Below are 26725 nucleotides of genomic sequence, written 5' to 3'. Positions count from 1 at the left end.
ACGTCTACTTTACCGTGTTGCACTGGTATAGCAATTCCTGCTTACTAGATTTGTATTATTCATCTCACTTAAACTAACACCTGATGAAAAGATTTCTTATCATGGCGCTGGTCACGCTCTTCTTTCTACCGGTCGGGATAAACGCCCAAACAACTGAAGAATTACAAGCAGAAAAAGCGGCAAAAAGTGCCCAACTGGATTCTCTGGAGAAAGAATTTAAAGCGCTGGAGAAGCAGGTCAACCAGCTGCAGTCTGATGTTGCCAACCTCACAGACCAGCTTACACCTTACCCGCGTTGGAAAAAAGGCTTACTTGGCAATGTTGGCCTGAATATCTCCAACTTTGACAGCTGGTTGCCTAAGGACCAACCCAGCACTTCTGCCATCAACATCGGCCTCACGTCTACCGCCTTTATCAATGGAGATTGGGAAAACGCCTTCTGGCGAAACAGCGCCAATCTAACCCTGGGCTGGCTGAAGTTTGACAACAAGGATAACCCTGATGATACCGATGAGTTCCAGGTCGCTGCGGATGCCTTCAACGTAGTCTCCCTTTATGGCTACAAGTTGTCGCCCAAACTGGCTATCTCCACACTTGGGGAATACCGGACTTCTGTGCTGGACGGCAAACTGAATAACCCGGGCTATCTTGACCTTGGTGTGGGTGCCACATGGACGCCGGTTACAGACCTGGTAGTGGTTGTTCATCCACTCAACTACAACTTTGTCTTTGCAGATGACGGGTTCAATTTCGAGTCTTCTCTAGGCGCTAAAGTCGTAGCCGACTACACCAAGACTATTGTCAAAGGCTTCAACTGGAAATCCAACTTGTCTGCCTTCTTAAGCTATGAAGGTCAGGATTTATCCAATTACACTTGGGTGAATACCTTCAGCACTGCTTACAAAGGTGTTGGCATTGGGCTTGATATTGGCTTGCGCAATAATAAGCAGGAAGCACTTGCTGCGGGCAGGGAGGACAATCCCCTGCAGACATACTGGATCCTTGGCTTGAGCTATGCGATTAGCTCCAATTAAACGCTGTCCCTAACAGATAAAGAACAACGCCAGGTGCAAGTTTTTGCACCTGGCGTTGTTTTTTTGCCCCAGTTGTACAAAACCGGACTTCCATCATTCCACCCACTTCTTGGTTCCATAGTATGACCTCCATAAATCAGAAAAGGCAAGCCTCTTCCGAGACCTGCCTTTCCTGATTTTCATCAAAGATGTAAATGGATCGGAAGGGTAATAATTACTCTTCCTCCTCAGTAGCCGCTGCAGATGTTGCAGCTGCTGCAGTAGCCGCTGCGGCTGCAGTTTCAGCACCTTTGCCTTTTCCGGAGCCACCACGACGACGACGGCGACGGCCACCACCTTCGCTTTTGCCAGCAGTGTATACTTCGTTGTAGTCAACAAACTCGATCATAGCCATTTCGGCTGCATCACTGCGGCGGAAGCCTGTCTTGATAATACGAAGGTAGCCACCCGGGCGTTCTCCGACTTTCTCAGCGATTGGACCGAAAAGCTCCGTAACTGCTGTTTTGTTTTGCAGATAGCTGAACACGACGCGACGATCGTGAGCACTCCCTTTCCGTGCCTTGGTCACTAGGGGCTCAAGGTATACACGAAGCGCTTTAGCTTTGGCCAGCGTCGTGTTGATACGCTTGTGCTCAATGATAGCAGAAGCGAGGTTGCGCATAAGGGCTTTACGGTGCCCTTCCTTGCGGCCAAGATGATTTAATTTCTTACCGTGTCTCATTGTAGAGATTGATTTACATCGTGACACCTACTTTTCGGGAGCCGTTTCAGGCATAGACCACAGGTCGGTCCGCTTGGAAAAGCAGTAATCACAGGGTTATAAAAAACGAGGAGCAGTGCCGGTAAGGGCACTACACCACCTGTTGAATCCTTATTATTCTTCGTCGAGCTTGTACTTGGAAAGATCCATACCGAAGGTCAGGCCTTTGTCCTGCAGTAGCTCTTCGATTTCTACAAGTGACTTCTTACCGAAGTTGCGGAACTTAAGCAACTCGTGCGTATCGTACTTCACCAGCTCTGCCAGTGTGTTGATCTTTGCTGCTTTCAGGCAGTTGTAGGCCCGAACAGACAGATCAAGGTCTTCGAGTGAGGTCTTCAGCAGCTTGCGCATATGCAAGATGTGCTCATCAACGATGTTCTCTTCACGGGTGGAAGCATCATCAAAAGTAATATTCTCATCCGTGATCAGCATCAGGTGCTGAATCAGGATACGGGAAGCTTCCTTGATCGCGTCTTCAGGGTGGATCGTACCATCCGTTTTCACATCAATGGAAAGTTTCTCGTAGTCAGTCCGCTGACCTACACGTGTATTTTCCACACGGTAAGCTACGTTCTTGATTGGCGTGTAGATGGCATCCACCGGGATTACACCTATTGGTGCATCTTTAGGCAGGTTTTCATCGGCAGGAACATAACCACGCCCTTTAGTCACCGTCAACTCCACCTCAAGGTTAACGAACGGTTCCATCTGACAGATCAGAAGGTCAGGGTTCATGATTTTGAAGACATTAGTATGCTCTTCAATATCGCCGGCCCGGAACTCTTCCTTACCGCTAATGGTCAGGTATACTTTCTCAGTGGTAATTTCTTCTTCGCTCAGCAGCTGCTTGAGGCGAACCTGCTTAAGATTAAGGATGATTTCCACCACATCTTCAACCACACCACGGATCGTAGCAAACTCGTGCTCGACGCCCGCGATACGGACAGCAGAAATCGCGAAGCCTTCCAGGGAAGACAACAGCACACGCCGCAGGGAGTTACCTACGGTTTGGCCAAAGCCCGGTTCAAGAGGTTTGAATTCAAAAAGCCCCTCGAAATCGTTGGCTTTCTGCATTACAATCTTGTCCGGCTTCTGGAAATTTAGGATACTCATATATTTGACCTTCGTTCTTTAAATGGAAGAATAAAACGGGTGCAGAAACGGTTGCCTATGTACGCCTAAAAAGCACCCTCCTTGCGGAAGGCACTTTTTAGTATTTTCGTACATGTCGCTGCGATCAGCCCGCCTGCAGGCAGGTACATTGCAACGGTATTATTTAGAGTACAGTTCTACAATCAACTGCTCGTTGATCTTTTCCGGTATCTGCTCACGCTCTGGGTATTCAAGGAATTTGCCCTGCATGGTATCAGGGTTGAATTCCAGCCATGCGAATTTGCGGATATCAGACTTTGCAGCCACAGCATCTCTAACGACCTCCATTCCCTGAGACTTACCCCGTACGGCGACAGTATCACCAGGGCGCAATGAACAGGATGGGATGTTAGTGATCACACCATTTACAGTAATGTGGCGGTGTGTAACCAGCTGACGGGCAGCGCGGCGGGTTGGAGCAAGACCAAGACGGAAAACCGTATTGTCCAGGCGAGATTCCAACAGGCGAAGCAATTCTTCACCGGTTACACCTGAACCACTGTTAGCTCTTTCGAAAAGGTTACGGAACTGACGCTCCAGCACGCCATAAGTGTACTTAGCTTTCTGCTTCTCCATGAGCTGCAGGGCGTAGTCGGACTTTTGCTTGCGCCGACGGCCGTTGCCGTGCTGCCCCGGAGGATATTTCTTGCGTTCGAATGATTTATCGGCACCATAGATCGCCTCACCGAGCGCTCTTGCTTTTTTTGTCTTTGGACCAGTATATCTCGCCATCAGAATAAACTATTTTCGATTAATTAAACCCTTCTGCGCTTGGGAGGACGGCAGCCGTTGTGTGGTACAGGTGTAACGTCTTTGATGCGAGTTACTTTGATACCTGCCACGTCAATAGCCCGGATAGCAGCCTCACGGCCAGAACCAGGTCCTTTGACGAATACCTCAACGGAACGGAGCCCTGCATCGTAAGCAGTGCGGGACGCATCTGCAGCAGCAACCTGCGCAGCATAAGGCGTATTTTTCTTAGAGCCACGGAAGCCAGCTTTACCTGCAGAAGCCCAGGAGATCACCTGACCACGCTTGTTGGTCAATGAGATGATTATGTTGTTGAAGGAAGCCTGAATGTAAGCCATTCCTTCCGCCTCCACTTTCATGTTCCGCTTCTTAGTCTTCTTTGCGGCTGATTTTCCTTTTCCCTTTGCCATTGGAAATTAATTTAACAAGGTTTCGTATCTACAGCGGATGCACTGCTGCAATGAGCAGCCATCATGTGCCTTGACGAAAATGATTACTTAGTTACCTTCTTCTTGTTCGCAACAGTCTTACGCTTACCCTTACGAGTACGGGCATTGGTCTGTGTACGCTGTCCACGAAGGGGCAGACCTTTACGGTGGCGCAAACCACGGTAGCAGCCAATATCCATCAAACGCTTGATGTTGGATTGTACCTCAGAACGCAGTTCACCCTCAACGGTATGTTCATCAGTGATGATGCTGGTGAGCGAACGGACGTTCTCATCCGTCCAGTCCTCTACTTTTACATTCTCATCGATACCTGCCTGCTCCAGGATCATCGCTGCTTTGGAGCGACCGATTCCGAAGATGTAAGTCAGGCTAATGACACCGCGCTTGTTACGAGGCAAATCGACACCTACAATACGAGCCATTTTACGCTATTTAATTGATTCAGTTAATGCAGATCAGCGGGCTAGGTTTAGCCTTGACGCTGCTTGAACTTAGGATTCTTTTTGTTGATAATGTAGATCTTACCCTTACGGCGAACGATCTTACAATCGGCGGAGCGTTTTTTAACAGATGCTCTAACTTTCATGATGGTCGTTTTTCTGTTTAGACAGTAATGTGCAAGAACGGTCTTACTTGTAACGATAGGTGATCCGCCCACGGGACAGATCATAAGGGGACATCTCTACTGCAACCTTATCTCCTGGAAGAATGCGGATATAATTCATGCGCATCTTTCCAGATATCGTAGCAACGATCTCATGGTCGTTTTCCAGCCTTACCCGAAACATTGCGTTCGACAAAGCTTCTTCTATAATCCCGTCTTGCTTAATTAAGTTCTTCTTGGACATACTCGGAATTTCGGTGTGCAAAGATAATCATTTTTATCTGACTTTCACGGTAATAGACACAAAAAATCAAAATCCTCCTCTACACCGATCTTATAAACAGCTTTTGCTGGCTTATACCGCCTGAGAAATCACCCCCACGTACTGAACATCCGGGTTTTTCTCCAAAGCTTCTTCAATAATACTATGGTCCGACAAGGGTTGTGGCCCTGTCTTTAACACTACAATAGAGTGCTCATAGTGGGCAGAAGGCTTGCGGTCTTTAGCGTAAATCGTCCAGCCATCCCGTTCGGTGCGAACCTCCTTGCGCCCCAGGTTGACCATCGGCTCAATAGCGACAACCAATCCATGCTTGAGTACCGGTCCGCGCCCGCGCTTGCCATAATTAGGCACTTCAGGGGCTTCATGCAGTTCACGGCCTATACCATGCCCGACTAATTCACGGACAATACCATATCCATGCTCTCTCTCAGCATACTGTTGTATGGCAAAGCCTATGTCTCCAATGCGGTTGCCTACAATTGCCGCATCAATCCCTTTGTAAAGGGAAGTATGAGTTACCCGGCAAAGTTCCATGACCGCCTCGTCAACCTCTCCAACCGGAAACGTGTAAGCAGAATCACCGTGAAAACCATTCAGATGTACCCCACAGTCCACTGACACGATATCTCCATCCTGAAATACCTGATCTTTTGTGGGAATACCATGCACGACCTGTTCATTGACAGAAACACATAAACTTCCTGGAAAACCCTGATACCCCTTAAACGAAGGGACACCGCCGTGATCCCGGATCAGCTCCTCCGCAGCTTTATCAATTTCAGCACCGGTCATTCCCGGCCGCAGCATACTGCCAACATGAGCAAGCGCCATGCACACGATACGGTTGCTCTCTCTCAGCAGTTCTATCTCTTCCTCTGTTTTGTAAAAAACCATGTTGAGACCTTACATTATTTAAGGAAACATCCGGTTGCTCTCCTGTTATAAGGCGCAGAAGAAACCTTTGTTCCTTTTAGCACCATACCGCCGCAGAGCACATTAGACTCTGCGGCGGTACGGGACATATAATATTCTTCAATCCTTTCCCTTTTTCCAGAAGGACCAGCTTTTCTCAGCAGGAAAGGGCTTACATATTAGCACCTATACCCTGCATACGGCTCCGGCCCTGAATCTTACCAGACTTAACAAGACCATCATAGCGGCGCATAAGCAGGTGGCTCTCGATCTGCTGTAGAGTATCGAGTACTACTGCTACCAAAATCAGCAATGAGGTACCCCCGAAGAACATTGCAAAAGCGATGTTTACTCCGAAGCCAGCTGCAAAAGCAGGCAGAATAGAAATGATACCCAGGAAAATAGACCCTGGCAAAGTAATACGGGTAGTTACCGCATCAATGAAGTCTGCCGTTGGCTTACCTGGCTTGATACCAGGAATAAAGGCATTCTGACGCTTGAGGTACTCTGCATATTGTTGCGGATTGACCAATAGCGCCGTGTATACATAAGTAAACAGCACCACCAGAATGAAGTAAATAATGTTGTATGGTGCTGATGTAAAGTCATTCAGTGCCCGCAAAACAGGGCTTGTCGCCAAATCGCTTCCTTCCCCGGCAAAGAACTGAGCAACAGTAGCAGGCAGAAACATCAATGCCTGAGCAAAGATGATCGGCATTACACCTGAAGCATTTACCTTAAGCGGTATGTAGTCCCGTGCTCCCTGCGCAGGCATTTGGTTGGAACCACGCCCTACCATACGCTTAGCGAATTGGATCGGGATACGGCGGACTCCCTGTACGATCAGTACAGTAGCCATAACGATTCCGAAGAGCGCAGCCATCTCCAGTACGAAGATGATCAGACCGTTGTTCTCCAACTGAGACTGGAATTCGAATACCAGAGCCTGAGGCAAAGTAGCGATGATACCAATAGTGATCAACAAGGAAATACCATTCCCAATACCCCGGTCTGTTATCCGTTCGCCCAACCACATGGAGAAAACAGTACCTGTGGAAAGAATGATAATATTGGAAATCCAGAAAATACTGAGCGGAATAGTTGGGTCAACGGCACCAAGACTATTGATGTAAGTCAGGTAACCACCGCCCTGTACCAAAGTGATGGCAACAGTAAGTAAACGGGTGATTTGATTGAGCTTCTTACGGCCAGACTCCCCCTCTTTTTGCTGAAGGCGCTGGAAGTAAGGTACAGCAAAGCCCAGCAGCTGAATGATGATAGATGCCGTAATATAAGGCATGATACCCAATGCAAAAATAGCGGCGTTATTGAAAGCGCCACCAGTGAATACGTTGATCAGCCCAAGCAGGTCGTTTGGCGAGTTGTTATTCTGAGTTGCATTATCAAGCACCTCGGGAATGACACCTGGCAGCACGATATAAGAGCCAAAGCGGAAAACAAAGAGCATACCTAAGGTAAAGAGAATGCGGTTACGCAACTCTTTGATTTTCCAGATATTCTGTAAAGTAGTGATTAGCTTTTTCATCTGCGTAATTTTATAGCCTGTCTACCACATTGAAGAGCGGCTATCAGCTCTTCTCAAAAACCCCGTGGGACCGTAGCCCCAAAAAATAAAGCGCCGCGTAGCGCGGCACAGTATAATTACTCAGCTACAGTAGCAGAGCCACCAGCTGCTTCGATAGCGGCTTTGGCCGACTTGGAGAAAGCATGAGCAACAACTTCGAACTTGCCTTTCAGCTCGCCGTTACCCAGGATTTTGACCAGGTCATTTTTGCCAGCAGCACCCAGCTTAACTAAGGTTTCCATATCGAACTTCTCAACCCCGTACTTTTCTGACATCGCCTGAAGGTTATCCAGATTGATAGCAGTATAAGACTTACGGTTGTGGTTGTTGAAACCGATTTTTGGTAAACGCATTTGAAGAGGCATCTGACCACCTTCAAAGTTACGCTTATTTTTGAAGCCGGAACGAGACTTAGCACCTTTGTGACCGCGGGTAGCGGTGCGGCCGTGCCCAGAACCAACGCCTCTGGCAATTCTTTTGCGCTTTTTGACTGCACCCTCGGCAGGCTTTAAGCTATGTAGTTCCATTGCGATTATCGTTTATTCTCTTTTAAAGAATGGTCTGCAAAGATATCCGCTATTAACGGCTTTACAAACTTTTTCCTTAAGCTTAAAAAAAGTTTAGCCCGCAGGCTCGACTGTAACTAAGTGACTGACCTTATTCACCATGCCCTTGATCTGGGCTGTTTCCTCAACAACAACGCTTTGACGGATTTTTCTCAACCCCAGCGCCTGCATCGTTGCTTTTTGCTTCTTGGAGCGGTCAATAACACTTTTTACCTGAGTGATCTTGATCTTACTCATTGCTTCAGCTTTTTATTCTGCATTAGACAGTATCTGATGGATTCAGTTCTGCCGGGCAGATGCGGATGATTTTATCCGTTGAAAAGTTTTTCCATTGAAATATTACGCTGCTTGGCAATTGTCATTGGGCTGCGTAGTTTTTTCAGTGCGTCAATTGTCGCCTTAACCACGTTGTGCGGGTTAGGTGAGCCCATTGACTTCGCCAGTACGTTATGCACGCCTGCAATTTCCAATACAGCACGCATTGCGCCACCGGCAATTACACCGGTACCATCGGCTGCAGGCTTGATTAGTACGCGACCAGCACCGTATTTGCCTTTTTGCTCGTGAGGAATCGTACCGTTGTGCAGTGGCACCTTCACGAGGTTTTTCTTAGCGTCATCAACTGCCTTGGAAATTGCCTCAGATACGTCGCGGGCTTTTCCCAGACCATGACCAACTGTACCGTTACCATCGCCTACGACAACGATAGCGGCAAAACTGAAGGTACGACCACCTTTGGTTACTTTTGCAACGCGGTTGAGGTTGACCAGTTTTTCTTTGAGTTCGGTTTCAGCGGGCTTAACCCTGTTGGAACTTCTCTTTGCCATTACTTATGTTGTTGTAGATGATTATAATTGCAGACCACCTTCACGTGCGCCTTCCGCCAGGGATTTCACACGGCCATGGTACAGGTAACCGCCGCGGTCAAAAACAGCCTTATCAATATTGGCAGCCTTGGCACGCTCTGCCAAAAGCTTTCCTACTTCCTTCGACTGCTCAGATTTGTTAACGCTTTTTGAAACGCTTTCCTCACGTGAGCTTGCGGAAGCCAGGGTATGCCCCTGAATATCATCAATAAGCTGCGCGTAGATATACTTATTACTACGGTAAATGTTGAGACGCGGGCGCTCAGGCGTGCCGGTAACTTTATTCCGGATGCGCCAGTGGATGCGCTTGCGTCGATTACGCTTTGAAAATTGCATGATTCACTTAATTTTTGACCTTAGTGTAAAGAGCGGGCTCCAAACCCAAGATCCAACCTATGATAAACAGTGAACAATAGTTCAATTACTTGCTAGCAGACTTACCAGCTTTGCGGCGAACTTCTTCACCAGCGAAGCGAATACCTTTACCTTTGTAAGGTTCAGGCTTACGGTAAGACCGGATTTTGTTGGCGACTTCACCAAGTAGCTGCTTGTCATGAGACTCCAGCCGTACCACAGGTGCCTTACCTTTGTCCATCGCTGTAGTCACTTTGACTTCATCAGGAAGTGCAAACATGATGGGGTGAGAATAACCAATAGTCAGCTCCAGCAGTTGACCTGTGTTCGCAGCACGATAACCCACACCTACCAATTCCAGCTCCTTAACAAAGCCATCGGTAACACCGGTTATCATATTGGCTACCAGGGAGCGGCTCAGACCATGCATTGCACGGTGGCGCTTTTGCTCCGTTGGGCGCTTTACACTGATTTCACCATCCTCAACAGCGATCTCCATTTCCGGATCGATTTGCTGAGTCAGCTCACCTTTAGGTCCTTTTACCGTTACCAGGTTACCTTTGCTTACGTTAATTTCAACGCCACTTGGCAAACTGATCGGTGCTTTTCCTATCCTTGACATTTTAACTGTATTTTGGAACTTTCAAACAACGATGAAAGTGGCTTAGTAAACGTAGCAGAGCACCTCTCCGCCTACATTCTCGGCACGAGCCTGCTTATCCGTCATTACTCCCTTGGAAGTAGACACAATTGCGACACCCAGGCCGTTAATGATCCTTGGAAGATCAGCGGCTTTAGAATACTTACGGAGACCGCAAGTACTGATTCGCCCCAGCTTGCGGATCACAGGCTGCTTGGTACGCGGATCGTACTTCAATGCAATCCGGATAGAGCCTTGTCCATTGAAGCCTTCTTCCTGGAACTTGTACTTATGGATGAATCCCTGATTATAGAGAATCTCCGTCATGCTCTTTTTCAGCTTGGACGCAGGGATATCAACGATACGGTGACCCGCCTGCTGAGCATTGCGGATACGCGTAAGATAATCTGCTATTGGATCTGATACTGCCATTTTATCCTGATTATAGAAGCCGTCAAAACCCTAATTGCTTTCCGGGTTTGCAGACGACTATGATTGACTTCGATAAAGTTACCAGCTCGATTTTGTCACGCCGGGGATTTTACCCTCGAGCGCCATCTCACGGAATTTCACACGGCACAGGCCGAACTGACGCATGTAGCCCTTTGGACGGCCGGTCAGCTTACAACGGTTGTGCAGGCGGATCGGGTTGGAATTGCGTGGGAGCTTATCAAGCTCTTCCCAGCGACCTTCCTCTTTGAGCTGCTTACGCAGGGCAGCATACTTTGCTACCATTTTTTCTCTTTTCCGTTCGCGAGCGATGATTGATTTCTTAGCCATTATGAATAAATTGCTATGATTGAATTACTTAGTTGCGTTGGTTCCTGAACGGCATCCCCATCATCTTAAGCAATGCCAGGGCTTCCGCATCGGTCTTGGCTGTAGTCACGATAGTGATGTCCATACCAGTGATCTTGTTCACCTTGTCCATTAAGATCTCAGGAAAGATGATTTGCTCTGTGATACCCATGGAATAGTTTCCACGCCCGTCAAAGCTTTTGTCATTCACACCACGGAAGTCACGCACACGAGGAAGTGCTACAGTGATCAGACGGTCCATGAATTCGTACATTTTAATGTTACGAAGGGTAACACGAGCACCGATCGGCATTCCGTCCCGCAGCTTAAAGTTAGAAACGGATTTACGGGCTTTGGTTGACACAGCACGCTGACCAGCGATGATGCTCATCTCTTCCACTGCGTTGTCCACCAGCTTTTTATCCTGAGTAGCATCCCCAACACCCTGGTTCAAGCTAACCTTGACGATGCGAGGTACCTCCATGATAGAGCTGTACTGAAACTGCTCCATGAGTGCAGGTACTACTTCTTCCCGATACTTTTTCTTCAGTCTTGGAGTGTAGCTCATTACTTAATAATTTCTCCGGATTTTTTAGAATAACGTACCAGCTTACCGTTTTCTTCTTTTCTGCCCACACGGGTAGGCTCACCTGACTTAGGGTCTACCAGCATCAGGTTAGAAATATGGATAGGCGCAGGTACCTCGTTGATCCCACCAGGATTGTCCTGAGTTGGGCGAGTGTGCTTCTTGACCATATTCGTATCTTCTACGATAGCACGGTTCTCTTTAGGGAGGACTTCGAGTACTTCCCGAACCGTGTCGCGGTCCTTATGAGCACCAGCAATCACTACGACGCGGTCGCCTTTTTTGATCTTCAGCTTAGGTGCGAACCTTTTGCCTTGATGTGATTTCTTTTGCATGGTATATCGACTTATGATCGCTTTCAATAATTGGATTAAAGTACCTCAGGTGCCAATGAAACGATACGCATGTAATCGCGTTCGCGAAGTTCACGGGCTACAGGGCCAAAGATACGGGTGCCCCGGGGCTCATCGGCAGCGTTGAGAAGCACAACGGCGTTGTCATCAAAACGGATGTAGGAGCCGTCACGGCGGCGGATTTCTTTTTTGGTGCGTACAACTACCGCTTTAGAAACCGTACCTTTCTTGATATTGCCACTTGGTGTTGCTTCCTTCACAGAAACTACGATTTGGTCACCAATTGAAGCATAACGACGCTTAGAACCGCCTAGCACACGGATACAGAGCACCTCTTTGGCACCACTGTTGTCCGCAACTCTCATCCTGGACTCTTGCTGGATCATCGTTGTATAATTTAAAGAATTTCAACTGGCAGGCATAATCTATATGACTAGCGGCCTGTCCAGGGCAATTAAAATTTACTTCGCACGCTCGATAATCTCTACGAGCCGCCAACGCTTGCGCTTACTGAGCGGACGGGTCTCCATAATACGGACCTTGTCCCCAATATTACAATCGTTGTTTTCGTCGTGGGCCACAAACTTGCGGCTCTTTTTCACGAACTTACCGTAGATAGGGTGCTGCAGCCTACGCTGAACAGAAACGCTGATGGTTTTGTCCATCTTATTGCTGGCTACCACGCCAATACGGGTTTTTCTCAGATTTCTTTCTTCCATTTTATGCGGTACTTTGAAACCTTTGCTAAATCAGTTATTTCTTGCGCCGTCTTCTGGCACGGATTTTTGAACGCTCGGCAATTGCCTCAGGAGCCGCTGAAGCCAGCTCGCGGCGGCGAACCTCCGTCTTGAGCCGAGAGATGTCCCGGCGCACCTCGCGCAGTACGAGCGGATTGTCCAGACCGCGGATAGCGTGGTCAAACTTTAGCTTCTGGTACTGAGCAACAGTAGTGTCCAGTTCGCTTTGCAGGTCTGCGTCCGAATAATCCTGGAGCTCCAGGAATTTCTTTGTTGCCATGATATAATCGAATTAAATAGTCCTTTTAAAATGGATTATCCCGCGTAGTCGTGGCGAACCACAAACTTGGTACGAACAGGCAGTTTCTGAGCTGCTAGGCGAAGCGCTTCCTGGGCAATGTCCATTGAGACACCGTCCAGTTCAAACAACACTCGGCCAGGCTTTACCTCGGCTACCCAATGGTCAAGAGCACCTTTACCCTTACCCATACGTACTTCCTGCGGCTTTGCAGTGATTGGCTTATCCGGGAAAATACGGATCCAGACTTTACCTTCACGCTTCATATAACGAGTCATCGCGATACGTGCAGCCTCAATCTGACGGTTGGTGATGCGGGAGGCATCCATCGTCTTCAGACCGAAGGAGCCAAAATCGATGCGGCTACCCTTATAAGAGAGCCCGTTATTGCGACCTTTCTGCTGCTTGCGATATTTCGTTCTTTTTGGCTGTAACATCTTACACTAAATTTAAGCGTCTAAACCTCTTAAAAATGGTCATACCTGACCGCGCTCCCGAAAAGCTCGGCAAAGGTACAGCGTTTTTCTGAATTATTCTAACGGCGGCGCTGATTTCTTCCACCTCCACCACCACGGCGGTTGCCACCACCACGGCGATCGTTGCCACCAGTGGTTTTACCACCACGCTCCTGAACGCCAGCATGAGGAGAAAGATCCGGCTTACCAAGGATCTCGCCCTTGCAAATCCATACTTTCACGCCAATCTTACCATAGACGGTCAGCGCTTCCTTCAAAGAGTAGTCGATGTTTGCACGAAAAGTGTGCAGCGGTGTACGCCCCTCCTTGAATTCTTCACGGCGAGCCATATCAGAACCGTTCAAGCGACCAGCGATACGAACCTTGATGCCTTCAGCTCCCGCACGCATACTTGACTGAATAGCCATTTTGGTGGCACGGCGGTAGTTGATACGCGCTTCGAGCTGCTTAGCAATTGATTCTGCAACGATAGCAGCATCCAGCTCAGGCTTGCGAATCTCGATGATGTTGATCTGAACATCCTTACCCGTCAGCTTCTTGAGCTCTTCGCGGATGCGGTCCACCTCAGAGCCACCTTTACCAATAATGATACCCGGGCGAGAGGTATGGATGGTAACCGTGATACGCTTCAGCGTACGTTCGATAATGATTCGGGCAATTCCGCCTTTGGCAACACGAGCTTGAAGGTACGTACGGATTTTTTCGTCCTCTACAACTTTTTCAGCGTAGTCACGACCGCCAAACCAGTTGGATTCCCAACCGCGGATGATGCCCAGGCGATTACCAATTGGATTTGTCTTCTGACCCATATCTATGGTATTACAATTTTATTAAAGCTTATTCTTCTACTGCTGCGTCTTCCACTTCCTCTACCTCAACGGCATCACCGGTTTCGGCACCATTCTTCAGTGCTGTCGCATTCTCCACCACCATAGTAACGTGGCAGGTACGCTTGCGGATACGGTGTGCACGACCATGAGGTGCTGGCTGGAATCGCTTCAGCATCGTGCCATCGTCGGCATAAATGGTTTTAATGTAAAGATCGTAATCATCCGCATTTTCCATGCCGCCCAGTTTGTCCTCCCAGTTGGCAATCGCGGAAAGTACGAGTTTATCAAGCCATACAGCGGCCTCCTTCTTGGTAAAGCGAAGGATATCCAGTGCATCCTCCACGTTTTTACCGCGAATCAGGTCCACGACCAGCCGCATTTTGCGAGCTGACATCGGAACACTTTTGAGTTTAGCTACTGCTTCCATTATTCTTAATTTTGCGCTGCCTGCAAACGGGCAACTTTAAGGTTTACTTCTTACGGTTTCCTGTGTGGCCTTTGAAGGTCCGTGTAGGTGAGAATTCACCCAATTTGTGACCTACCATGTTCTCAGTAACAAACACGGGCACGAAAGTCTTACCGTTATGTACTGCGATCGTCTCCCCTACCATATCAGGGTAGATCATAGAAGAACGGGACCAGGTCTTAATAACCTTTTTCTTCTTTGACTCTTTGGACTTCTCTACTTTATCCATCAGTTTATGGAAAATGTAAGGCCCTTTTTTGATCGATCTTGCCATTGTCTGATTTATTTATGAGCAGACGCTTCAGGCGAAGATCAGGCGGCGCAATTTCTGCACCGCCTGATCCATGCCTGTTTAGCGGCGCTTGCCTGATTTACGTTTAGTGATAATGAGCTTGTTGGAGTGCTTCTTAGGCTTCCGCGTCTTCTTGCCTTTTGCAGGCTGACCGTTACGGGAACGTGGGTGACCACCTGAAGCACGGCCTTCACCACCACCCATTGGGTGATCGACAGGGTTCATCGCGACACCACGTGTACGTGGGCGGCGCCCTTTCCAGCGGCTCCGACCTGCCTTACCATCAATCGTAAGGTTGTGGTCAGGGTTGGAAGTGGTACCGATTGTTGCTTTACAGGAAGACAACACACGGCGGACTTCACCGGAAGGAAGCTTAACAACAGCATACTTACCCTCACGACCCATCAGTGTACAGTAAGTACCCGCAGACCTTGCCATAGCAGCACCATGGCTTGGGCGGAGTTCGATCGCATGAATGGTTGAACCCAAAGGAATATCCTTGAGATAAAGCGTGTTGCCCGTAACCGGTGCAGCAGATTCGCCGGAAACGACTTCGGAACCGACCTGCAACCCGTTAGGCGCTATAATATAACGCTTCTCACCATCGGTATACTCCAGCAACGCAATATAAGCACTGCGGTTTGGATCGTACTCGATTGTCTTTACAGTTGCCTTCATACCGTCCTTGTCGCGCTTAAAGTCGATGATACGGTAACGGCGTTTATGCCCACCACCACGGTAGCGGGAAGTCATACGGCCCTGATTGTTACGACCGCCCTTGCTCTTCATCGGAGCAAGCAAGCTTTTTTCTGGCTTATCCGTCGTCACTTCCGCAAACGTATTCGTCATCAGGAAGCGGGTACCAGGACTGGCCGGCTTGTGTTTCTTAATACCCATTATTTCTGTTTTTCAGCTCCAGAGATACATGCCTGACGATAACCTGGGCTGCCCGAGCAATTCCACGGATGAACAGATGAACCGTCCTATCGCACGTTTGGTAGCAGCTGATACCGCCCAAGGCTTTGCCCCTGGACTATGATAAAATTAAATGTCGCCGAAGAAATCAATCTCCTCGCCCTCAGAAAGGGTAACGACTGCTTTTTTGTATGCAGGCTTATGGCCCGAAAGAATGCCGGAACGCGTAGAGCGGCTCTTCGCTTTCGCTGGCATAATCATTGTATTGACACTTTCCACTGTTACCTGGTACATGTCCTCCACCGCTTTTTTGATTTCAATCTTGTTGCAATCTTTATTGACGATGAAAGTGTACTTGCCGCGATCCTCAGAGAGCATCTCCGACTTTTCTGTAATCAGTGGCTTTACCAGAATAGTCTTTGCCATGGTTACTTATAGTTATGGAAAGGGTATCCTTGCGGATAGCGCTTTCTCTTAGTTAGCAAATGCTTCTTTGATCTTCTCCACTGCACCTTCAGACAAGATGAGGGCACCAGCGTTCATCACTTCGTAAGTGTTGAGGTCGCTGGCACGCACTACCTTAGTCTTAGGCAGGTTGCGGCTGGAAAGGTAAACCTCCTTCTCGTAGTCAGAAGTCACCACAACCGGCTTTTGATCAGCCACCTTCAGCGCTGTGAGGATGTCCGCAAATGCCTTGGTCTTCGGAGCCTCAAAAGAGAAGTCTTCGATAACAAAAATCTTACCGGCACTAGCCTTGGAAGAAAGCGCTGACTTACGGGCCAACAGCTTTACCTTCTTGTTCAAGGTAATGTTGTACTTGCGGGGACGTGGGCCGAAAATACGGCCACCACCACGAAAGACCGGGTTCTTGATATCACCAAAACGTGCGGTACCTGTACCCTTCTGACGCTTCAGTTTTTTGGTAGAACCAGCGATTTCGTTACGCTCCTTCGCTTTGTGCGTACCCTGGCGTTGAGCAGCCAGGTATTGCTTTACGGCCAGATATACGACATGCTCGTTCGGTTCTACACCGAAAACGTCTTCCGGAAGCTCAATCTCGCGACCGGTCTGCTGACCTTGGATATTTAAAACTTCGAGTTTCATTGCTTTGTGTGTTTAAGCACGCTCCGGCGCTGTTACCTAATGGCTACAGGCTGGCGTTACGACGCACGAATGAATTACTTTTCAATGATTACCGTTGATCCCTTGTGACCAGGCACGGCGCCCTTCACGAGGATAAGGTTCTGTTCAGGGAACAGCTTCACTACCCGCAGGTTTTTCACCTTAATGCGATCACCGCCGGTACGGCCAGCCATACGCATTCCTTTGAAAACCTTGGCAGGATAAGAAGCAGCGCCAATAGAACCCGGTGCCCGCTGACGGTTGTGCTGACCGTGGGTCGCATCATTTACACCAGCGAATCCGTGACGCTTAACGACACCCTGGAATCCTTTGCCTTTAGAGGTTCCTACTGCGCTGACCAGATCGCCTTCCTTGAAGACTTCCTCAACTTTCAGCAGGTCACCAATGGCCTTCTCAACGACATCAAAATCGCGAAATTCTACGAGGTCCCGCTTAGGACCAGTCTTGGCTTTTTCGTAGTGCCCTTGAAGTGCTTGAGATGTGTTCTTGACCTTTGCTTCGCCAAAACCGAGCTGCACAGCGTTGTAACCGTCAGTCTCAGTGGTCTTCACCTGCGTAATAACGCAGGGGCCCGCTTCAATGACAGTGCAAGCAATATTGCGGCCCAGCCCGTCGAAGATGCTGGTCATTCCTATTTTTTTACCGATAATACCGTTCATCAGTACATGGTTTTTAAAACTCGTCAATAACAGGCTAAATACAGACAGAAAGGCTAACAGCAGAAGCTGTCTAACCGATCCGCTAACCTAAAACCGGGGCAGGAATGTCCTAAAACCGAACATTACACTGCCAGCAGCCTTTTCAGTAAGTATCAATAATCGCCTGTGAAGACGGGTCGATGATACTTTCTTACGTTAGTTTAACCTGAATGTCAACCCCACTCGGCAGCTCCAGCTTGGACAGGGCATCTACTGTCTTCTGGGTGGGCGTGTAAATTTCGATGAGGCGTTTGTGGGTACGCAATTGGAACTGCTCACGAGCTTTCTTGTTGACGTGCGGCGAACGGAGCACGGTAAAGATTTTCTTCTTCGTGGGCAGCGGAATCGGTCCAGTAACTACGGCGCCACTGTTCCTCACCGTCTTTACGATCTTTTCTGTAGATTTATCTACCAGGTTGTGATCGTAGGAGCGGAGTTTGATTCTGATCTTCTGATTCATGCCTTCAATTCAGCTAAATAAGTGATGATATTAGTGCAGCCCCGTTGGGCTGCACCTTGTTTTAACTCTGCTTACAAATTTATGCGTTAACTTCTCCTTTCGCGCTGGCGATAATTTCCTTCGCGATTCCTGATGGTGCCTCAGCATAGTGTGAGAACTCCATCGTAGAGTTGGCACGACCTGAAGTGATCGTACGAAGAGAAGTTACATATCCAAACATTTCTGACAGTGGGGCATCAGCCTTAATGCTTACTGCTCCACCTGCACGTGGCTCTTGTCCTTTTGGCAGGCCGCGGCGGCGGTTGAGGTCACCGATTACGGAACCTACAAACTCTTCCGGCGTTACAATCTCGAGCTTCATGATTGGCTCAAGGATTACCGGATTGGTCTTAGGCGCTGCTTCGCGGAAGCCCTCCTTCGCACAAAGTTCGAAAGCGATTGGCTTAGAGTCCACTGCGTGCATAGAACCATCGTACACACGGACTTTCATGCTGTCGATGTTGTAGCCGGCCAGAATGCCGTTGTCCATCATCTGCAGGAAACCATCCTTAATAGGCTTCTGATAGTTCTTGTCGATCGAGCCACCAACGATGTCCCAAACGAATTGCAGCTTTTCCTTGCCATCCTTGAATGCTTCGCTGTCCAGGAATTCCTGGTCGGCTGGGCCAATTTCGAACTGCATATCTGCGAAGAGACCGGAACCACCGGACTGCTTCTTGAGGCGCTCGCGGTGATCTACTGTTGAAGTTAGTGCTTCTTTGTAGTTTACCTGTGGGGCACCCTGACTTACTTCTACTTTGAATTCACGACGCAGGCGGTCCACGATAATTTCCAGGTGAAGCTCACCCATACCGCTGATAACCGTTTGGTTCGTTTCCTCGTTGTAGTTGACGCGGAAGGTCGGGTCTTCTTCTGACAGTTTTGCCAGTGCCATACCCAGCTTGTCCAGATCTTTCTGAGACTTAGGCTCAATTGCCAGACCGATCACCGGCTCAGGGAAAGTCATACTTTCCAGAACGATTGGTGCGTTTTCATCACAGATGGTATCACCGGTACGCAGGTCTTTGAAACCTACTGCGGCCGCGATGTCCCCTGCTTCAACGTAGTCGATCGGGTTTTGCTTATTAGAGTGCATCTGGTAAAGACGGGAAATCCGTTCTTTCTTACCAGAGCGGGTATTCAGTACATACGAGCCAGCATCGAGGCGACCGGAGTAAGCACGGAAGAAAGCCAGTCGGCCTACGAATGGGTCCGTTGCGATCTTGAACGCCAGAGCTGAGAATGGCTCATTAACGTCCGGCTTGCGGGACTCTTCTGCTTCTGTGTCCGGGTTAGTACCTGTGATGGCTTCCACATCAACCGGAGATGGCATGAACGCACAAACGGCATCCAAAACGGCCTGCACGCCTTTGTTCTTAAAGGCAGAACCGCACATCATAGGGATGATGCTCATATCGATCACTGCTGCACGGATAGCTGCGCGAATTTCATCTGCAGAAATGCTGCTTTCATCCTCGAAGAACTTTTCCAGGAGCTCCTCGTCATATTCTGCTACAGCTTCGAGCAGGTTACTACGATATTCACTCACTGTGTCCTTCAATTCTTCCGGAATAGGAACTACCTGATAGGTCATGCCCATGTCGTCCTCATTCCAGATACGCGCTTCGTTGGTGATCAGGTCAACAACCCCTTCGAAGGTTTCTTCAGCACCGATTGGCACCTGCAGAGGTACTGCATTGGCACCCAGCTTCTCCTTCACGTCATTAACAACGTTGAAGAAATCTGCACCAGAACGGTCCATTTTATTGACGAAACCAATACGTGGTACTTTATAGCGGTTAGCCTGACGCCATACAGTTTCAGACTGAGGCTCCACACCAGATACGGCACAGAACAGAGCGACAACACCATCCAATACACGAAGGGAGCGCTCTACCTCAACGGTAAAGTCAACGTGACCCGGGGTATCAATGATGTTTACGACATAATCCTGCTCTTTCCATTTCCAGGACGTTTTCGTTGCAGCCGAAGTGATGGTAATACCACGCTCCTGCTCCTGCTCCATCCAGTCCATGGTAGCTGCACCATCGTGCACCTCGCCAATTTTGTGGCTAAGCCCGGTGTAGAAAAGGACACGCTCGGTAGTAGTCGTCTTACCGGCATCGATGTGCGCGGCAATACCAATATTTCTAGTGTACTTAAGATCTTTTTGTGCCATGACTACTCCTCGAAAGGGATTTTTGAATTATTGAAAAGTATTAAGAAGGATTATACGCGGAAGTGGGCAAATGCACGGTTAGACTCTGCCATCCGGTGCGTATCTTCTTTACGCTTAACAGCAGCTCCTTCTCCCTTGCTTGCTGCGATCAGCTCAGCAGCCAGCTTTTCTGCCATTCCCTTACCGCTCCGTTGACGGGCGAACTTAATCAACCACTTCATACCAATCGCAATCTTACGCTTGGCAGGAATCTCAGTAGGGATTTGAAAAGTTGCACCACCGATACGGCGGCTGCGAACCTCCACCTGAGGCATTGCGTTGTTCAGCGCCTTCTTCCAAAGGGCGTGCTCATCTTGATCAGTACGCTCCTTCATCAGGTCCATTGCGTCATAGAAAATCTGGAAGGCCGTTCCTTTCTTGCCTTGCAGCATCATATTATTGACGAACTGGGTCACCATCGGATCCTTATAACGCGGGTCCGGCTGGATGATTCTTAACTTTGGCTTTCTTTTTCTCATTACTCTGAATTAGAGGTTTCGCAAATATGTTGAAACATAATTACTTCTTCGGACGCTTCGCACCATAACGGGAGCGTGCCTGAAGACGACCTTCAACACCCGCAGTATCGAGTGCGCCACGTACGATAGTATAACGTACACCGGGAAGGTCTTTAACACGACCGCCGCGCACCAGTACAATGGAGTGCTCCTGCAGGTTGTGCCCTTCACCAGGGATATAGCAGATCACTTCAATGCCGTTTGTCAGGCGGACCTTAGCAACCTTACGCAAGGCCGAGTTCGGCTTCTTAGGCGTTGTTGTATAAACACGCGTACATACCCCACGCTTTTGTGGACATCCGTCCAAAGCGCGAGACTTGCTCTTGGCCACAATTTTCTTTCTGCCCTTGCGTACAAGTTGATTGATTGTAGGCATAATCCTAATTAAGTTTGAGTTGTATTTAACAATACCTAATCGGCAGAGGTTAACATACCTTGCTCGAAAAGCGATTGCAAAGGTATATCTTTTTCAGGGAAATCCAAAAGGGCGTTTTAAAATAATTGCCTGATAATAGTTCTTTTAGCTCCGTTTCATTCCATATGGTGGGGAGCGGTGCCGCGCCATCCTATTTTTATTGCCTCTCCTGCCGCTTTTCCCGAATTTTTGGCCGCCCGGCCCGACGCTGGCCGAAAGGAAGCATGCCCCTGCCTTTATCCTGAAATTTTCGAAAAAAACCGAAGCCCCTTTCAGCTTGCTGCTGAATGCGAAGGAGTTAGGGGCGCGTCTCGTTGACTTCAACTGATGCTTCCTATATTAGCGCAAAAAAACATGGTGGATACCGACCTGCTTTACACCCAGGATTATCGGGTTCGGGCGTATGAGATCGATGCACAGCAGCGCATGACAGTACCTGCGCTTTCCCGCCTTATGCAGGAGGCGGCCTTGCAGAATGTGATTCAGATTGGCATGTCCTACTGGGACCTGGAGCCTCATCATATTTCCTGGGTGCTCACCCGGCAGCAAATTGAGGTAAAGCGCCTGCCTGACCTGAATGAGCCCATCCGGATACATACCTATCCGGCAGGGTTTCTCCGGGCTTTTGCCCTTCGCGACTTTTGGGTGGAAACACAGGAAGGCGAGCCCATTGCCCAATCTGCCTCGACCTGGCTTCTCATGGATACCCGAACCCGGCGCATGGCTAATCCCCCTGACTTTGTACTGGCTTTTAACGAGCGTATGCCACCCCGGGAGCAGTGCCTGCCCCGCATTTCCGGGCAACTGGAAAAACTGAAGGCTACAGACTATCAGGAAGATTATACCGTGCACTGGCATGACCTCGACTTCAATCAACACCTCAATAACACCTTATATATACAGTGGATGCTGGACCCTGTGCCCGCTGCGGTACTGGCAGAACGCCAATTGGCATTTCTGGACATCGAATACCGGGCTGAAGGTCAACTGGCGGATGCGCTCCAATCAGAAGTACAGGAAATTGAACCGGGCGCCTACTGCCACCGCATCTTTCGCCCGGCGGATGGGAAGGTGCTGGCGAATGCTTACACGCGGTGGCAATATTAATTCAGCCGGAAGCGCACCGGCATATTAAACTGAGTATTTACGGGCATCCCTTTTTGTTTACCAGGCTCCCATTCCACTAATTTATCTCTAACCACCCTAAGTGCTTCCTGATCCACGTCTTCTCTTAAACTCCTGGTAACCCTAAAATCAGAGGTCATACCATCCATATCAATCATAAAGCTGATGACTACCGTCCCTTCTATACCATCTTTTTTTGCTTTGGGCGGGTAAGTGATGTTTTTATAGACGGTTTCCAGCATCGCCTTATCGGTGCATTGTTTACGCTTATCCTCATTCATTATACTTTCACATTCGTAGCTGTAAAAGCGGGGCATTTCATCTACGATCTTCGTTACGGGCTCAGCAGTGCGCTCCGTTTCCAGGGCCTGCGCGGACAGGGCATTGCATGTAAATATGAGGGCTAATACAGAAAGGGCTTTGATGAACATGATTACAGCGCTTTGATGAATGACATTATTTAATCCGTCTACAATGTACGGGTTTCCTGATAACTTTGCCTCACCTTTTCCGTTTTTTCCGCTTCGGCCCGTTGTAGGGCGCCACCTCATCCAGCAGCAAGGCTTCCTGAATGACCTCCAGCAGGGCAGCCTCGGGAATATCGCCCACCGACTGAAAGACAACGCCAGTGACCATTTTGCGCCCGCGGGCCTGCAGCAGCCCCTGCTCATTCGACAGCTCAGCGCCCTGAATGAAGGCCAGCTCTATGCCGCCCTCCCGGGGATTGGTATAGCACACCCACTTTTTCCGGCTATAGAAGGGTATCTTGTACCGGATCTGACAAGTCACTTCCGGGTGTGACAGGAGCAGCTGGTGCAGGTATTCCAGGATACTGCGCTGTGGCTCCTCCAGGTCCAAAATGTAGGCTTCAACCGCATCCATCTTTAAGCTGGTTTCTCCTCTACTGCCGGGGTATCAGGCCCGGTGTAGCCTTCCATGGCGTAAAGTACACCCCGGATCGGTATCCGAAGCCATTCTGGCCGGGCATTCATCTCGTAACCGACTTCGTAAATGGCTTTTTCCAGAATGTAAGTCCGCAGCAGCAGCTCCATCGCCTCCTTGTCTTCCGGCACAAAACTATGCCCCTGCGCCGTATCCAGATAAGCGGTCAAAAAGTACTGGCTGACGTAATGGAACCACTGATTGGCCCACTCTTCCAGCTGAGGCATATCGGCTTTGCGGTAGTTTTGGTTGAGCACCAACTGCCCGTAGGCGGCGTAGTGTAGCGAACGGATCATGCCCGCCACATCCTTAAAGGGCGTACGCTTGAGGCGGCGCTCGCTAATGGAGTACATGGGCTCTCCTTCAAAGTCGATGATGAAAAAGTCGCGACCGTTGAAGAGCACCTGCCCGAGGTGATAATCGCCGTGCACGCGGGTCTTGGTCGCCTCAATTTTGCGGGCGTAAATTTGGCTAAAGCAATCCATAATTTCGTCCTTGATCTCCAGTATACGGTGTGCCTCTGTGGCAATATGCTCCGGCAGGGAGGGGAGGCGACGCTCCAGGGCGGTCAGCTTTTCATTCACCAGTTTGCGGTGCTGAGAATAGATGGACCGCTGATAGTGCTGGGAAAAACGCTCGGGCTCAAAGTCCGTCTCGGTGGTTTCGGAGGCCAGGGCAATGTGCATCTCAGCAGTACGTTTGCCCAGCAGGGCTGCCCGCTCGTAAATCACGCTGCCGATGAGGCGTTGCAGGCGCTCGGGCGTATCTTCAAAGTAAAAGCGATCAGCTTTCACCAATGGGGGTGCAGGGTTATCCCGTTCCACTTTAGTCAGTACCTTCTCGTAATAGCGATTAAGGGCTTCCAGCATCATAGTCCAGGCCTCGCCCTGATTGGGGATTTTATTTTGCAGCAGGCCCAGAATAGTAAAGGTCTGCTCCACTGTATCCTGAAACTGTATGCCCCCACCGTAGCGTGGCGAATTTTCAAAAGCGGTCTGCTCTGAGAGGTAGCGCACCACTTCGAGGTCCGGGTTAATGTCCGTATCGAGCTTCCGGTAGATCTTGAAGAAAAACTGACTGTTATAGATGACGGAAGTATTGGATTGTTCTGCCCGGAGTACCTCTGAGCTGACATCCTCCCGTTCCACGTGCAGTTCGTCCAGGATTTTTCCGGACTCGAAGGACAGCTGCCCCACCTTCACGTTGATATTCGAGTTGGTCTTGATGCGCCAGAAGATTTCATTCCGAAAGGCTTCGTGGTAAATGGCATCGATCAGGATCCCTTCACGCTCTGGGGTTTTACAGTAGGACACCACGCTTTGGGGTTCATTTTTCAGAAAATGCACCATTTCCTCGGCACTGCTCAGGAAGGTCAGGGGCAGGAAGTAGGTTTCGGGTAGCCCATCGGTGTAGCGCACGCGAATACTTAGGAAATAGGCCGCTGTGTCTTCCACTTCAATTTTTGGGAAATGGCTGACTTCCAGGGAAACGATTTTTTTGGACTTCCCGCCAAACCACCGGCAGGACTGCAGATACCCCGGCAGGACTTTCTTCTCAAAGCGGCGTTTGGTGGTGTAGTTTTCAAAAAAGTCGCTCCATGCCACTTCGGAGACGACCTCGGGGACGGCACGCTCTTTCGGCAATTCATCCGCCTCCTCCGATTGCTCCATCAGGAACCAGAAATAGCCGTAGGGGCCTATGGTGAATTTGTAGGGCTCCTCCCCTATTTCGAAGAACTTATTCTGACTGAAAATCTCCACCGGCCGGACGCCTTCAAAGCGTTCGAGGTCCAGTTCAACCGATTGGGAAAACTTAGACAAATTAGCCACCACAAGGATACTTTCGCCTTCGTAAGACCGGATAAAGGACAAGACTTTGCCATTCATGGAATCCAAAAACTCAATGGAACCGTGGCTGAATGCTTTCAGGCGCTTCCGCATACTGATGATATTCTTCATCCACCAGAGCAGGGATGAAGAATTGCGGTTCTGAATTTCCACATTGATGGCCTCGTACCGGTACAGCGGATCGCGGATGACAGGCAGGAAAAGCTTCTGCGGGTTGGCGGCAGAGAAGCCGGCATTGCGGTCCGAATTCCACTGCATGGGGGTACGGACGCCATTACGGTCACCCAGGTAAATATTGTCGCCCATGCCGATTTCATCACCATAGTAAATAACCGGCGTACCAGGCAGGCTGAACAAAAGGCTGTTGAGTAATTCTATTTTGCGGCGGTCGTTGAGCAAAAGTGGTGCAAGGCGGCGGCGGATACCCTGATTGATCTTCGCCCCGTGATCTTGTGCGAACACCTTATATAAATAATCCCGCTCCTCCTCCGTCACCATAGAAAGCATGAGGTCATCGTGGTTGCGCAGGAAAAGCGCCCATTGGCTGTTTTCCGGTATGGAAGGCGTCTGCTCGAGGATGTCGATAATCGGGTAGCGGTCTTCCGTTTGCAGGGCCATGTAGAGGCGTGGCATAAGCGGAAAGTGGTAATTCATGTGGCACTCATCGCCCTCTCCGTAGTATTCAGCAGCCTCCTCCGGCCAAAGGTTGGTTTCTGCGATCAGGATTTTGCCCGGATGCTTGCGTTCCACATAGCTGCGCAGCTCGCGGAGGTATTCGTGGACCTGAGGCAGGTTTTCACAGTTGGTCCCCTCTTCCCTAAACAGGAACATAATCGAAGTCAGCCGAACGCCATTCACACCCAGGTTGTACCAAAAATCAATTACGCTGCGCATTTCTTCCCTTACCTGCTCATTCTCGTAATTGAGATCAGCCTGATGACTGTAAAAACGATGCCAGTAATAGGCTTTAGCGACGTTATCCCATTCCCAGTTAGAGGTTTCATAATCGCTGAAGATGATACCCGCTTCTGCGTAAGACTCCGGCGTATCGCTCCATATGTAGAAGTCGCGCTCCGGTGAACCCTTAGGTGCCTGCCGGGCCCGCTGAAACCACTCGTGCTCGGTGGAAGTGTGGTTCATGATGAGATCGATAATGACCTCAAGCCCGCGTTTATGCGCTTCTTCGAGGAAGCGTTCAAAGTCATCAAGGTTACCGTAGTTGGAGTGTACGCTTTTAAAGTCGGAGACATCATAGCCATCATCCTTCAGGGGAGATTCATAAAAGGGTAGCAGAGAGATGCAAGTGACGCCCAGATCTTCAAGATAGTCCAGCTTTTCAATCAGGCCATTGATGTCGCCGATACCGTTACCGCTACTGTCGTAGAAGGCATGCAGGGGCAGGGCGTAGATAATGCTGTCTTTGTACCAGAAGCGGTTGCTGTTTTGGGTCATACCAAGTGGTTGGTTCAGGCTCGTTTTAAAAGTTGCGTTTACGCTTACTAAAGAAAGGAAAAAAAAATGAGTACTGCCAACGGTGCCTGGAAAATTCCTGCGCTAGGGGTACCGGAGTGGTCAAAAAAGGAATTCACCGGATTGTCTCCGTCAAGGAGGGCT

The 26725-nt window shown here is 49.3% G+C and carries 38 protein-coding genes; 2 read left to right on the top strand and 36 right to left on the bottom strand.

Annotated features, from left to right (window positions below; all coding sequences use genetic code 11):
* Positions 1–83 precede the first annotated feature (83 nt).
* Positions 84–1034 carry a DUF3078 domain-containing protein gene (locus IX84_RS14045; RefSeq protein ID WP_044221868.1) on the top strand — a complete coding sequence of 317 codons (951 nt, stop codon included), beginning with the start codon at positions 84–86 and terminating at the stop codon, positions 1032–1034.
* 214 nt (positions 1035–1248) lie between these two features.
* Here IX84_RS14045 and rplQ read toward each other — a convergent pair whose 3' ends face one another.
* The 33 genes from rplQ to rpsL form a co-directional block, all read right to left on the bottom strand.
* Positions 1249–1755, bottom strand: a complete 507-nt coding sequence (gene rplQ, locus IX84_RS14040) for a 50S ribosomal protein L17 (protein ID WP_044221866.1) — start codon at positions 1753–1755, stop codon at positions 1249–1251.
* Between the two features lie 153 nt (positions 1756–1908).
* Positions 1909–2907: a DNA-directed RNA polymerase subunit alpha gene (locus IX84_RS14035; protein WP_044146988.1), complete on the bottom strand. Its 999-nt coding sequence runs from the start codon at positions 2905–2907 to the stop codon at positions 1909–1911.
* 159 nt (positions 2908–3066) lie between these two features.
* Positions 3067–3678, bottom strand: coding sequence for a 30S ribosomal protein S4 (rpsD, locus tag IX84_RS14030; RefSeq protein WP_044221864.1), 612 nt, complete (start codon positions 3676–3678; stop codon positions 3067–3069).
* Positions 3679–3701: 23 nt separating this feature from the next.
* The gene (rpsK, locus tag IX84_RS14025) at positions 3702–4106 is read right to left on the bottom strand and encodes a 30S ribosomal protein S11 (RefSeq protein ID WP_044146985.1); all 405 of its coding nucleotides are present in this window, start codon (positions 4104–4106) and stop codon (positions 3702–3704) included.
* Positions 4107–4189: 83 nt separating this feature from the next.
* Complete coding sequence (gene rpsM / locus IX84_RS14020) at positions 4190–4567, bottom strand: 30S ribosomal protein S13 (protein WP_044221862.1); 378 nt, start codon at positions 4565–4567, stop codon at positions 4190–4192.
* 47 nt (positions 4568–4614) lie between these two features.
* Complete coding sequence (gene ykgO / locus IX84_RS14015; RefSeq protein WP_044221860.1) at positions 4615–4731, bottom strand: type B 50S ribosomal protein L36; 117 nt, start codon at positions 4729–4731, stop codon at positions 4615–4617.
* Positions 4732–4774: 43 nt separating this feature from the next.
* A complete protein-coding gene (gene infA / locus IX84_RS14010) occupies positions 4775–4993 on the bottom strand; it encodes a translation initiation factor IF-1 (RefSeq protein WP_044221858.1) in 219 nt (72 codons plus the stop codon).
* Positions 4994–5104: 111 nt separating this feature from the next.
* On the bottom strand, positions 5105–5926 hold the full coding sequence (gene map / locus IX84_RS14005; RefSeq protein WP_044221857.1) for a type I methionyl aminopeptidase: 822 nt from the start codon (positions 5924–5926) through the stop codon (positions 5105–5107).
* Between the two features lie 190 nt (positions 5927–6116).
* Positions 6117–7490, bottom strand: coding sequence for a preprotein translocase subunit SecY (gene secY, locus IX84_RS14000; protein WP_044221855.1), 1374 nt, complete (start codon positions 7488–7490; stop codon positions 6117–6119).
* Positions 7491–7606: 116 nt separating this feature from the next.
* Positions 7607–8056: a 50S ribosomal protein L15 gene (gene rplO / locus IX84_RS13995; RefSeq protein ID WP_044221854.1), complete on the bottom strand. Its 450-nt coding sequence runs from the start codon at positions 8054–8056 to the stop codon at positions 7607–7609.
* A gap of 93 nt (positions 8057–8149) precedes the next feature.
* Positions 8150–8332 carry a 50S ribosomal protein L30 gene (rpmD, locus tag IX84_RS13990; RefSeq protein ID WP_044221851.1) on the bottom strand — a complete coding sequence of 61 codons (183 nt, stop codon included), beginning with the start codon at positions 8330–8332 and terminating at the stop codon, positions 8150–8152.
* A 71-nt stretch (positions 8333–8403) separates the two neighbouring features.
* Entirely contained in the window at positions 8404–8922 is a 519-nt protein-coding gene (rpsE, locus tag IX84_RS13985; protein ID WP_044221848.1) for a 30S ribosomal protein S5, read from the bottom strand.
* Positions 8923–8943: 21 nt separating this feature from the next.
* Complete coding sequence (rplR, locus tag IX84_RS13980) at positions 8944–9297, bottom strand: 50S ribosomal protein L18 (RefSeq protein ID WP_044221845.1); 354 nt, start codon at positions 9295–9297, stop codon at positions 8944–8946.
* Positions 9298–9382: 85 nt separating this feature from the next.
* Complete coding sequence (gene rplF / locus IX84_RS13975) at positions 9383–9937, bottom strand: 50S ribosomal protein L6 (RefSeq protein ID WP_044221842.1); 555 nt, start codon at positions 9935–9937, stop codon at positions 9383–9385.
* 42 nt (positions 9938–9979) lie between these two features.
* Entirely contained in the window at positions 9980–10387 is a 408-nt protein-coding gene (rpsH, locus tag IX84_RS13970; protein WP_044221839.1) for a 30S ribosomal protein S8, read from the bottom strand.
* 78 nt (positions 10388–10465) lie between these two features.
* Complete coding sequence (gene rpsN, locus IX84_RS13965; RefSeq protein WP_044221836.1) at positions 10466–10735, bottom strand: 30S ribosomal protein S14; 270 nt, start codon at positions 10733–10735, stop codon at positions 10466–10468.
* Positions 10736–10763: 28 nt separating this feature from the next.
* Positions 10764–11321 (bottom strand): 50S ribosomal protein L5, encoded by a 558-nt coding sequence (rplE, locus tag IX84_RS13960; RefSeq protein ID WP_044221833.1) that lies wholly within the window; start codon positions 11319–11321, stop codon positions 10764–10766.
* Positions 11321–11674 (bottom strand): 50S ribosomal protein L24, encoded by a 354-nt coding sequence (gene rplX / locus IX84_RS13955; protein WP_044221830.1) that lies wholly within the window; start codon positions 11672–11674, stop codon positions 11321–11323. The genes rplE and rplX overlap by 1 nt, the downstream gene beginning before the upstream one ends.
* Before the next feature lie 35 nt (positions 11675–11709).
* Positions 11710–12078: a 50S ribosomal protein L14 gene (gene rplN, locus IX84_RS13950; protein ID WP_044146974.1), complete on the bottom strand. Its 369-nt coding sequence runs from the start codon at positions 12076–12078 to the stop codon at positions 11710–11712.
* A 75-nt stretch (positions 12079–12153) separates the two neighbouring features.
* Positions 12154–12411: a 30S ribosomal protein S17 gene (gene rpsQ, locus IX84_RS13945; RefSeq protein ID WP_044146973.1), complete on the bottom strand. Its 258-nt coding sequence runs from the start codon at positions 12409–12411 to the stop codon at positions 12154–12156.
* Between the two features lie 34 nt (positions 12412–12445).
* Positions 12446–12709: a 50S ribosomal protein L29 gene (gene rpmC / locus IX84_RS13940; protein WP_044221827.1), complete on the bottom strand. Its 264-nt coding sequence runs from the start codon at positions 12707–12709 to the stop codon at positions 12446–12448.
* Positions 12710–12744: 35 nt separating this feature from the next.
* On the bottom strand, positions 12745–13164 hold the full coding sequence (gene rplP, locus IX84_RS13935) for a 50S ribosomal protein L16 (RefSeq protein WP_044221824.1): 420 nt from the start codon (positions 13162–13164) through the stop codon (positions 12745–12747).
* Positions 13165–13262: 98 nt separating this feature from the next.
* Positions 13263–14012, bottom strand: a complete 750-nt coding sequence (gene rpsC, locus IX84_RS13930) for a 30S ribosomal protein S3 (protein ID WP_044221821.1) — start codon at positions 14010–14012, stop codon at positions 13263–13265.
* Between the two features lie 28 nt (positions 14013–14040).
* A complete protein-coding gene (gene rplV, locus IX84_RS13925; protein WP_044221818.1) occupies positions 14041–14460 on the bottom strand; it encodes a 50S ribosomal protein L22 in 420 nt (139 codons plus the stop codon).
* Between the two features lie 43 nt (positions 14461–14503).
* On the bottom strand, positions 14504–14773 hold the full coding sequence (rpsS, locus tag IX84_RS13920) for a 30S ribosomal protein S19 (protein ID WP_044221816.1): 270 nt from the start codon (positions 14771–14773) through the stop codon (positions 14504–14506).
* Between the two features lie 78 nt (positions 14774–14851).
* Positions 14852–15688, bottom strand: a complete 837-nt coding sequence (gene rplB, locus IX84_RS13915; RefSeq protein ID WP_044146970.1) for a 50S ribosomal protein L2 — start codon at positions 15686–15688, stop codon at positions 14852–14854.
* 147 nt (positions 15689–15835) lie between these two features.
* Positions 15836–16132: a 50S ribosomal protein L23 gene (gene rplW, locus IX84_RS13910; protein WP_044221811.1), complete on the bottom strand. Its 297-nt coding sequence runs from the start codon at positions 16130–16132 to the stop codon at positions 15836–15838.
* 48 nt (positions 16133–16180) lie between these two features.
* Positions 16181–16810 (bottom strand): 50S ribosomal protein L4, encoded by a 630-nt coding sequence (gene rplD, locus IX84_RS13905; protein WP_044221808.1) that lies wholly within the window; start codon positions 16808–16810, stop codon positions 16181–16183.
* 74 nt (positions 16811–16884) lie between these two features.
* On the bottom strand, positions 16885–17508 hold the full coding sequence (gene rplC, locus IX84_RS13900) for a 50S ribosomal protein L3 (protein ID WP_044221804.1): 624 nt from the start codon (positions 17506–17508) through the stop codon (positions 16885–16887).
* Between the two features lie 190 nt (positions 17509–17698).
* Positions 17699–18007, bottom strand: a complete 309-nt coding sequence (gene rpsJ / locus IX84_RS13895; protein WP_044221801.1) for a 30S ribosomal protein S10 — start codon at positions 18005–18007, stop codon at positions 17699–17701.
* A gap of 79 nt (positions 18008–18086) precedes the next feature.
* Complete coding sequence (gene fusA, locus IX84_RS13890; RefSeq protein ID WP_044221798.1) at positions 18087–20225, bottom strand: elongation factor G; 2139 nt, start codon at positions 20223–20225, stop codon at positions 18087–18089.
* Positions 20226–20275: 50 nt separating this feature from the next.
* Positions 20276–20743 (bottom strand): 30S ribosomal protein S7, encoded by a 468-nt coding sequence (gene rpsG / locus IX84_RS13885; protein ID WP_044221795.1) that lies wholly within the window; start codon positions 20741–20743, stop codon positions 20276–20278.
* A gap of 40 nt (positions 20744–20783) precedes the next feature.
* The gene (gene rpsL / locus IX84_RS13880; RefSeq protein WP_044146964.1) at positions 20784–21158 is read right to left on the bottom strand and encodes a 30S ribosomal protein S12; all 375 of its coding nucleotides are present in this window, start codon (positions 21156–21158) and stop codon (positions 20784–20786) included.
* 393 nt (positions 21159–21551) lie between these two features.
* Here rpsL and IX84_RS13875 point away from each other — a divergent pair, with 393 nt between their 5' ends.
* Complete coding sequence (locus IX84_RS13875; protein WP_044221792.1) at positions 21552–22304, top strand: acyl-[acyl-carrier-protein] thioesterase; 753 nt, start codon at positions 21552–21554, stop codon at positions 22302–22304.
* On the opposite strand, the gene IX84_RS31020 is transcribed toward IX84_RS13875, so the two are convergent.
* The 3 genes from IX84_RS31020 to treS all read right to left on the bottom strand — a co-directional run bounded on the left by IX84_RS31020 (position 22301) and on the right by treS (position 26563).
* Entirely contained in the window at positions 22301–22753 is a 453-nt protein-coding gene (locus tag IX84_RS31020) for an energy transducer TonB (RefSeq protein ID WP_052516009.1), read from the bottom strand. The two genes, IX84_RS13875 and IX84_RS31020, sit on opposite strands and share 4 nt — an antisense overlap.
* Positions 22754–22823: 70 nt before the next feature.
* Positions 22824–23204, bottom strand: coding sequence for a DUF1801 domain-containing protein (locus IX84_RS13865; protein ID WP_044221790.1), 381 nt, complete (start codon positions 23202–23204; stop codon positions 22824–22826).
* A gap of 2 nt (positions 23205–23206) precedes the next feature.
* Positions 23207–26563: a maltose alpha-D-glucosyltransferase gene (gene treS / locus IX84_RS13860; protein ID WP_044221787.1), complete on the bottom strand. Its 3357-nt coding sequence runs from the start codon at positions 26561–26563 to the stop codon at positions 23207–23209.
* Positions 26564–26725 lie beyond the last annotated feature (162 nt).

Origin of the sequence: Phaeodactylibacter xiamenensis, assembly GCF_000759025.1 — a bacterium.
Lineage (GTDB): Bacteria > Bacteroidota > Bacteroidia > Chitinophagales > Saprospiraceae > Phaeodactylibacter > Phaeodactylibacter xiamenensis.
The sequence above is the reverse complement of the archived record's forward strand: the minus strand, read 5'-3'. Positions and strand labels throughout refer to the sequence as shown.

Coding starts and splice junctions, on each gene's coding strand:
- IX84_RS31020 (WP_052516009.1), bottom strand. CDS start 22,753: ATGTTCATCAAAGCCCTTTCTGTATTAGCCCTCATATTTACATGCAAT.
- treS (WP_044221787.1), bottom strand. CDS start 26,563: ATGACCCAAAACAGCAACCGCTTCTGGTACAAAGACAGCATTATCTAC.
- rplN (WP_044146974.1), bottom strand. CDS start 12,078: ATGATCCAGCAAGAGTCCAGGATGAGAGTTGCGGACAACAGTGGTGCC.
- rpmD (WP_044221851.1), bottom strand. CDS start 8,332: ATGAGTAAGATCAAGATCACTCAGGTAAAAAGTGTTATTGACCGCTCC.
- IX84_RS13875 (WP_044221792.1), top strand. CDS start 21,552: ATGGTGGATACCGACCTGCTTTACACCCAGGATTATCGGGTTCGGGCG.
- rpmC (WP_044221827.1), bottom strand. CDS start 12,709: ATGGCAACAAAGAAATTCCTGGAGCTCCAGGATTATTCGGACGCAGAC.
- rplW (WP_044221811.1), bottom strand. CDS start 16,132: ATGGCAAAGACTATTCTGGTAAAGCCACTGATTACAGAAAAGTCGGAG.
- IX84_RS14035 (WP_044146988.1), bottom strand. CDS start 2,907: ATGAGTATCCTAAATTTCCAGAAGCCGGACAAGATTGTAATGCAGAAA.
- rpsJ (WP_044221801.1), bottom strand. CDS start 18,007: ATGAATCAGAAGATCAGAATCAAACTCCGCTCCTACGATCACAACCTG.
- rplC (WP_044221804.1), bottom strand. CDS start 17,508: ATGAACGGTATTATCGGTAAAAAAATAGGAATGACCAGCATCTTCGAC.
- rpsK (WP_044146985.1), bottom strand. CDS start 4,106: ATGGCAAAGGGAAAAGGAAAATCAGCCGCAAAGAAGACTAAGAAGCGG.
- rplO (WP_044221854.1), bottom strand. CDS start 8,056: ATGGAACTACATAGCTTAAAGCCTGCCGAGGGTGCAGTCAAAAAGCGC.
- rplP (WP_044221824.1), bottom strand. CDS start 13,164: ATGTTACAGCCAAAAAGAACGAAATATCGCAAGCAGCAGAAAGGTCGC.
- rpsM (WP_044221862.1), bottom strand. CDS start 4,567: ATGGCTCGTATTGTAGGTGTCGATTTGCCTCGTAACAAGCGCGGTGTC.
- rpsH (WP_044221839.1), bottom strand. CDS start 10,387: ATGGCAGTATCAGATCCAATAGCAGATTATCTTACGCGTATCCGCAAT.
- rplR (WP_044221845.1), bottom strand. CDS start 9,297: ATGCAATTTTCAAAGCGTAATCGACGCAAGCGCATCCACTGGCGCATC.
- rpsQ (WP_044146973.1), bottom strand. CDS start 12,411: ATGGAAGAAAGAAATCTGAGAAAAACCCGTATTGGCGTGGTAGCCAGC.
- IX84_RS13865 (WP_044221790.1), bottom strand. CDS start 23,204: ATGGATGCGGTTGAAGCCTACATTTTGGACCTGGAGGAGCCACAGCGC.
- secY (WP_044221855.1), bottom strand. CDS start 7,490: ATGAAAAAGCTAATCACTACTTTACAGAATATCTGGAAAATCAAAGAG.
- ykgO (WP_044221860.1), bottom strand. CDS start 4,731: ATGAAAGTTAGAGCATCTGTTAAAAAACGCTCCGCCGATTGTAAGATC.
- rpsS (WP_044221816.1), bottom strand. CDS start 14,773: ATGGCAAGATCGATCAAAAAAGGGCCTTACATTTTCCATAAACTGATG.
- rpsE (WP_044221848.1), bottom strand. CDS start 8,922: ATGGCAAAGAGAAGTTCCAACAGGGTTAAGCCCGCTGAAACCGAACTC.
- rplF (WP_044221842.1), bottom strand. CDS start 9,937: ATGTCAAGGATAGGAAAAGCACCGATCAGTTTGCCAAGTGGCGTTGAA.
- IX84_RS14045 (WP_044221868.1), top strand. CDS start 84: ATGAAAAGATTTCTTATCATGGCGCTGGTCACGCTCTTCTTTCTACCG.
- rpsN (WP_044221836.1), bottom strand. CDS start 10,735: ATGGCTAAGAAATCAATCATCGCTCGCGAACGGAAAAGAGAAAAAATG.
- rplX (WP_044221830.1), bottom strand. CDS start 11,674: ATGCAAAAGAAATCACATCAAGGCAAAAGGTTCGCACCTAAGCTGAAG.
- rplQ (WP_044221866.1), bottom strand. CDS start 1,755: ATGAGACACGGTAAGAAATTAAATCATCTTGGCCGCAAGGAAGGGCAC.
- rpsG (WP_044221795.1), bottom strand. CDS start 20,743: ATGAGAAAAAGAAAGCCAAAGTTAAGAATCATCCAGCCGGACCCGCGT.
- rplV (WP_044221818.1), bottom strand. CDS start 14,460: ATGGAAGCAGTAGCTAAACTCAAAAGTGTTCCGATGTCAGCTCGCAAA.
- rpsC (WP_044221821.1), bottom strand. CDS start 14,012: ATGGGTCAGAAGACAAATCCAATTGGTAATCGCCTGGGCATCATCCGC.
- rplB (WP_044146970.1), bottom strand. CDS start 15,688: ATGGGTATTAAGAAACACAAGCCGGCCAGTCCTGGTACCCGCTTCCTG.
- rplE (WP_044221833.1), bottom strand. CDS start 11,321: ATGAGCTACACTCCAAGACTGAAGAAAAAGTATCGGGAAGAAGTAGTA.
- rpsL (WP_044146964.1), bottom strand. CDS start 21,158: ATGCCTACAATCAATCAACTTGTACGCAAGGGCAGAAAGAAAATTGTG.
- infA (WP_044221858.1), bottom strand. CDS start 4,993: ATGTCCAAGAAGAACTTAATTAAGCAAGACGGGATTATAGAAGAAGCT.
- rplD (WP_044221808.1), bottom strand. CDS start 16,810: ATGAAACTCGAAGTTTTAAATATCCAAGGTCAGCAGACCGGTCGCGAG.
- map (WP_044221857.1), bottom strand. CDS start 5,926: ATGGTTTTTTACAAAACAGAGGAAGAGATAGAACTGCTGAGAGAGAGC.
- rpsD (WP_044221864.1), bottom strand. CDS start 3,678: ATGGCGAGATATACTGGTCCAAAGACAAAAAAAGCAAGAGCGCTCGGT.
- fusA (WP_044221798.1), bottom strand. CDS start 20,225: ATGGCACAAAAAGATCTTAAGTACACTAGAAATATTGGTATTGCCGCG.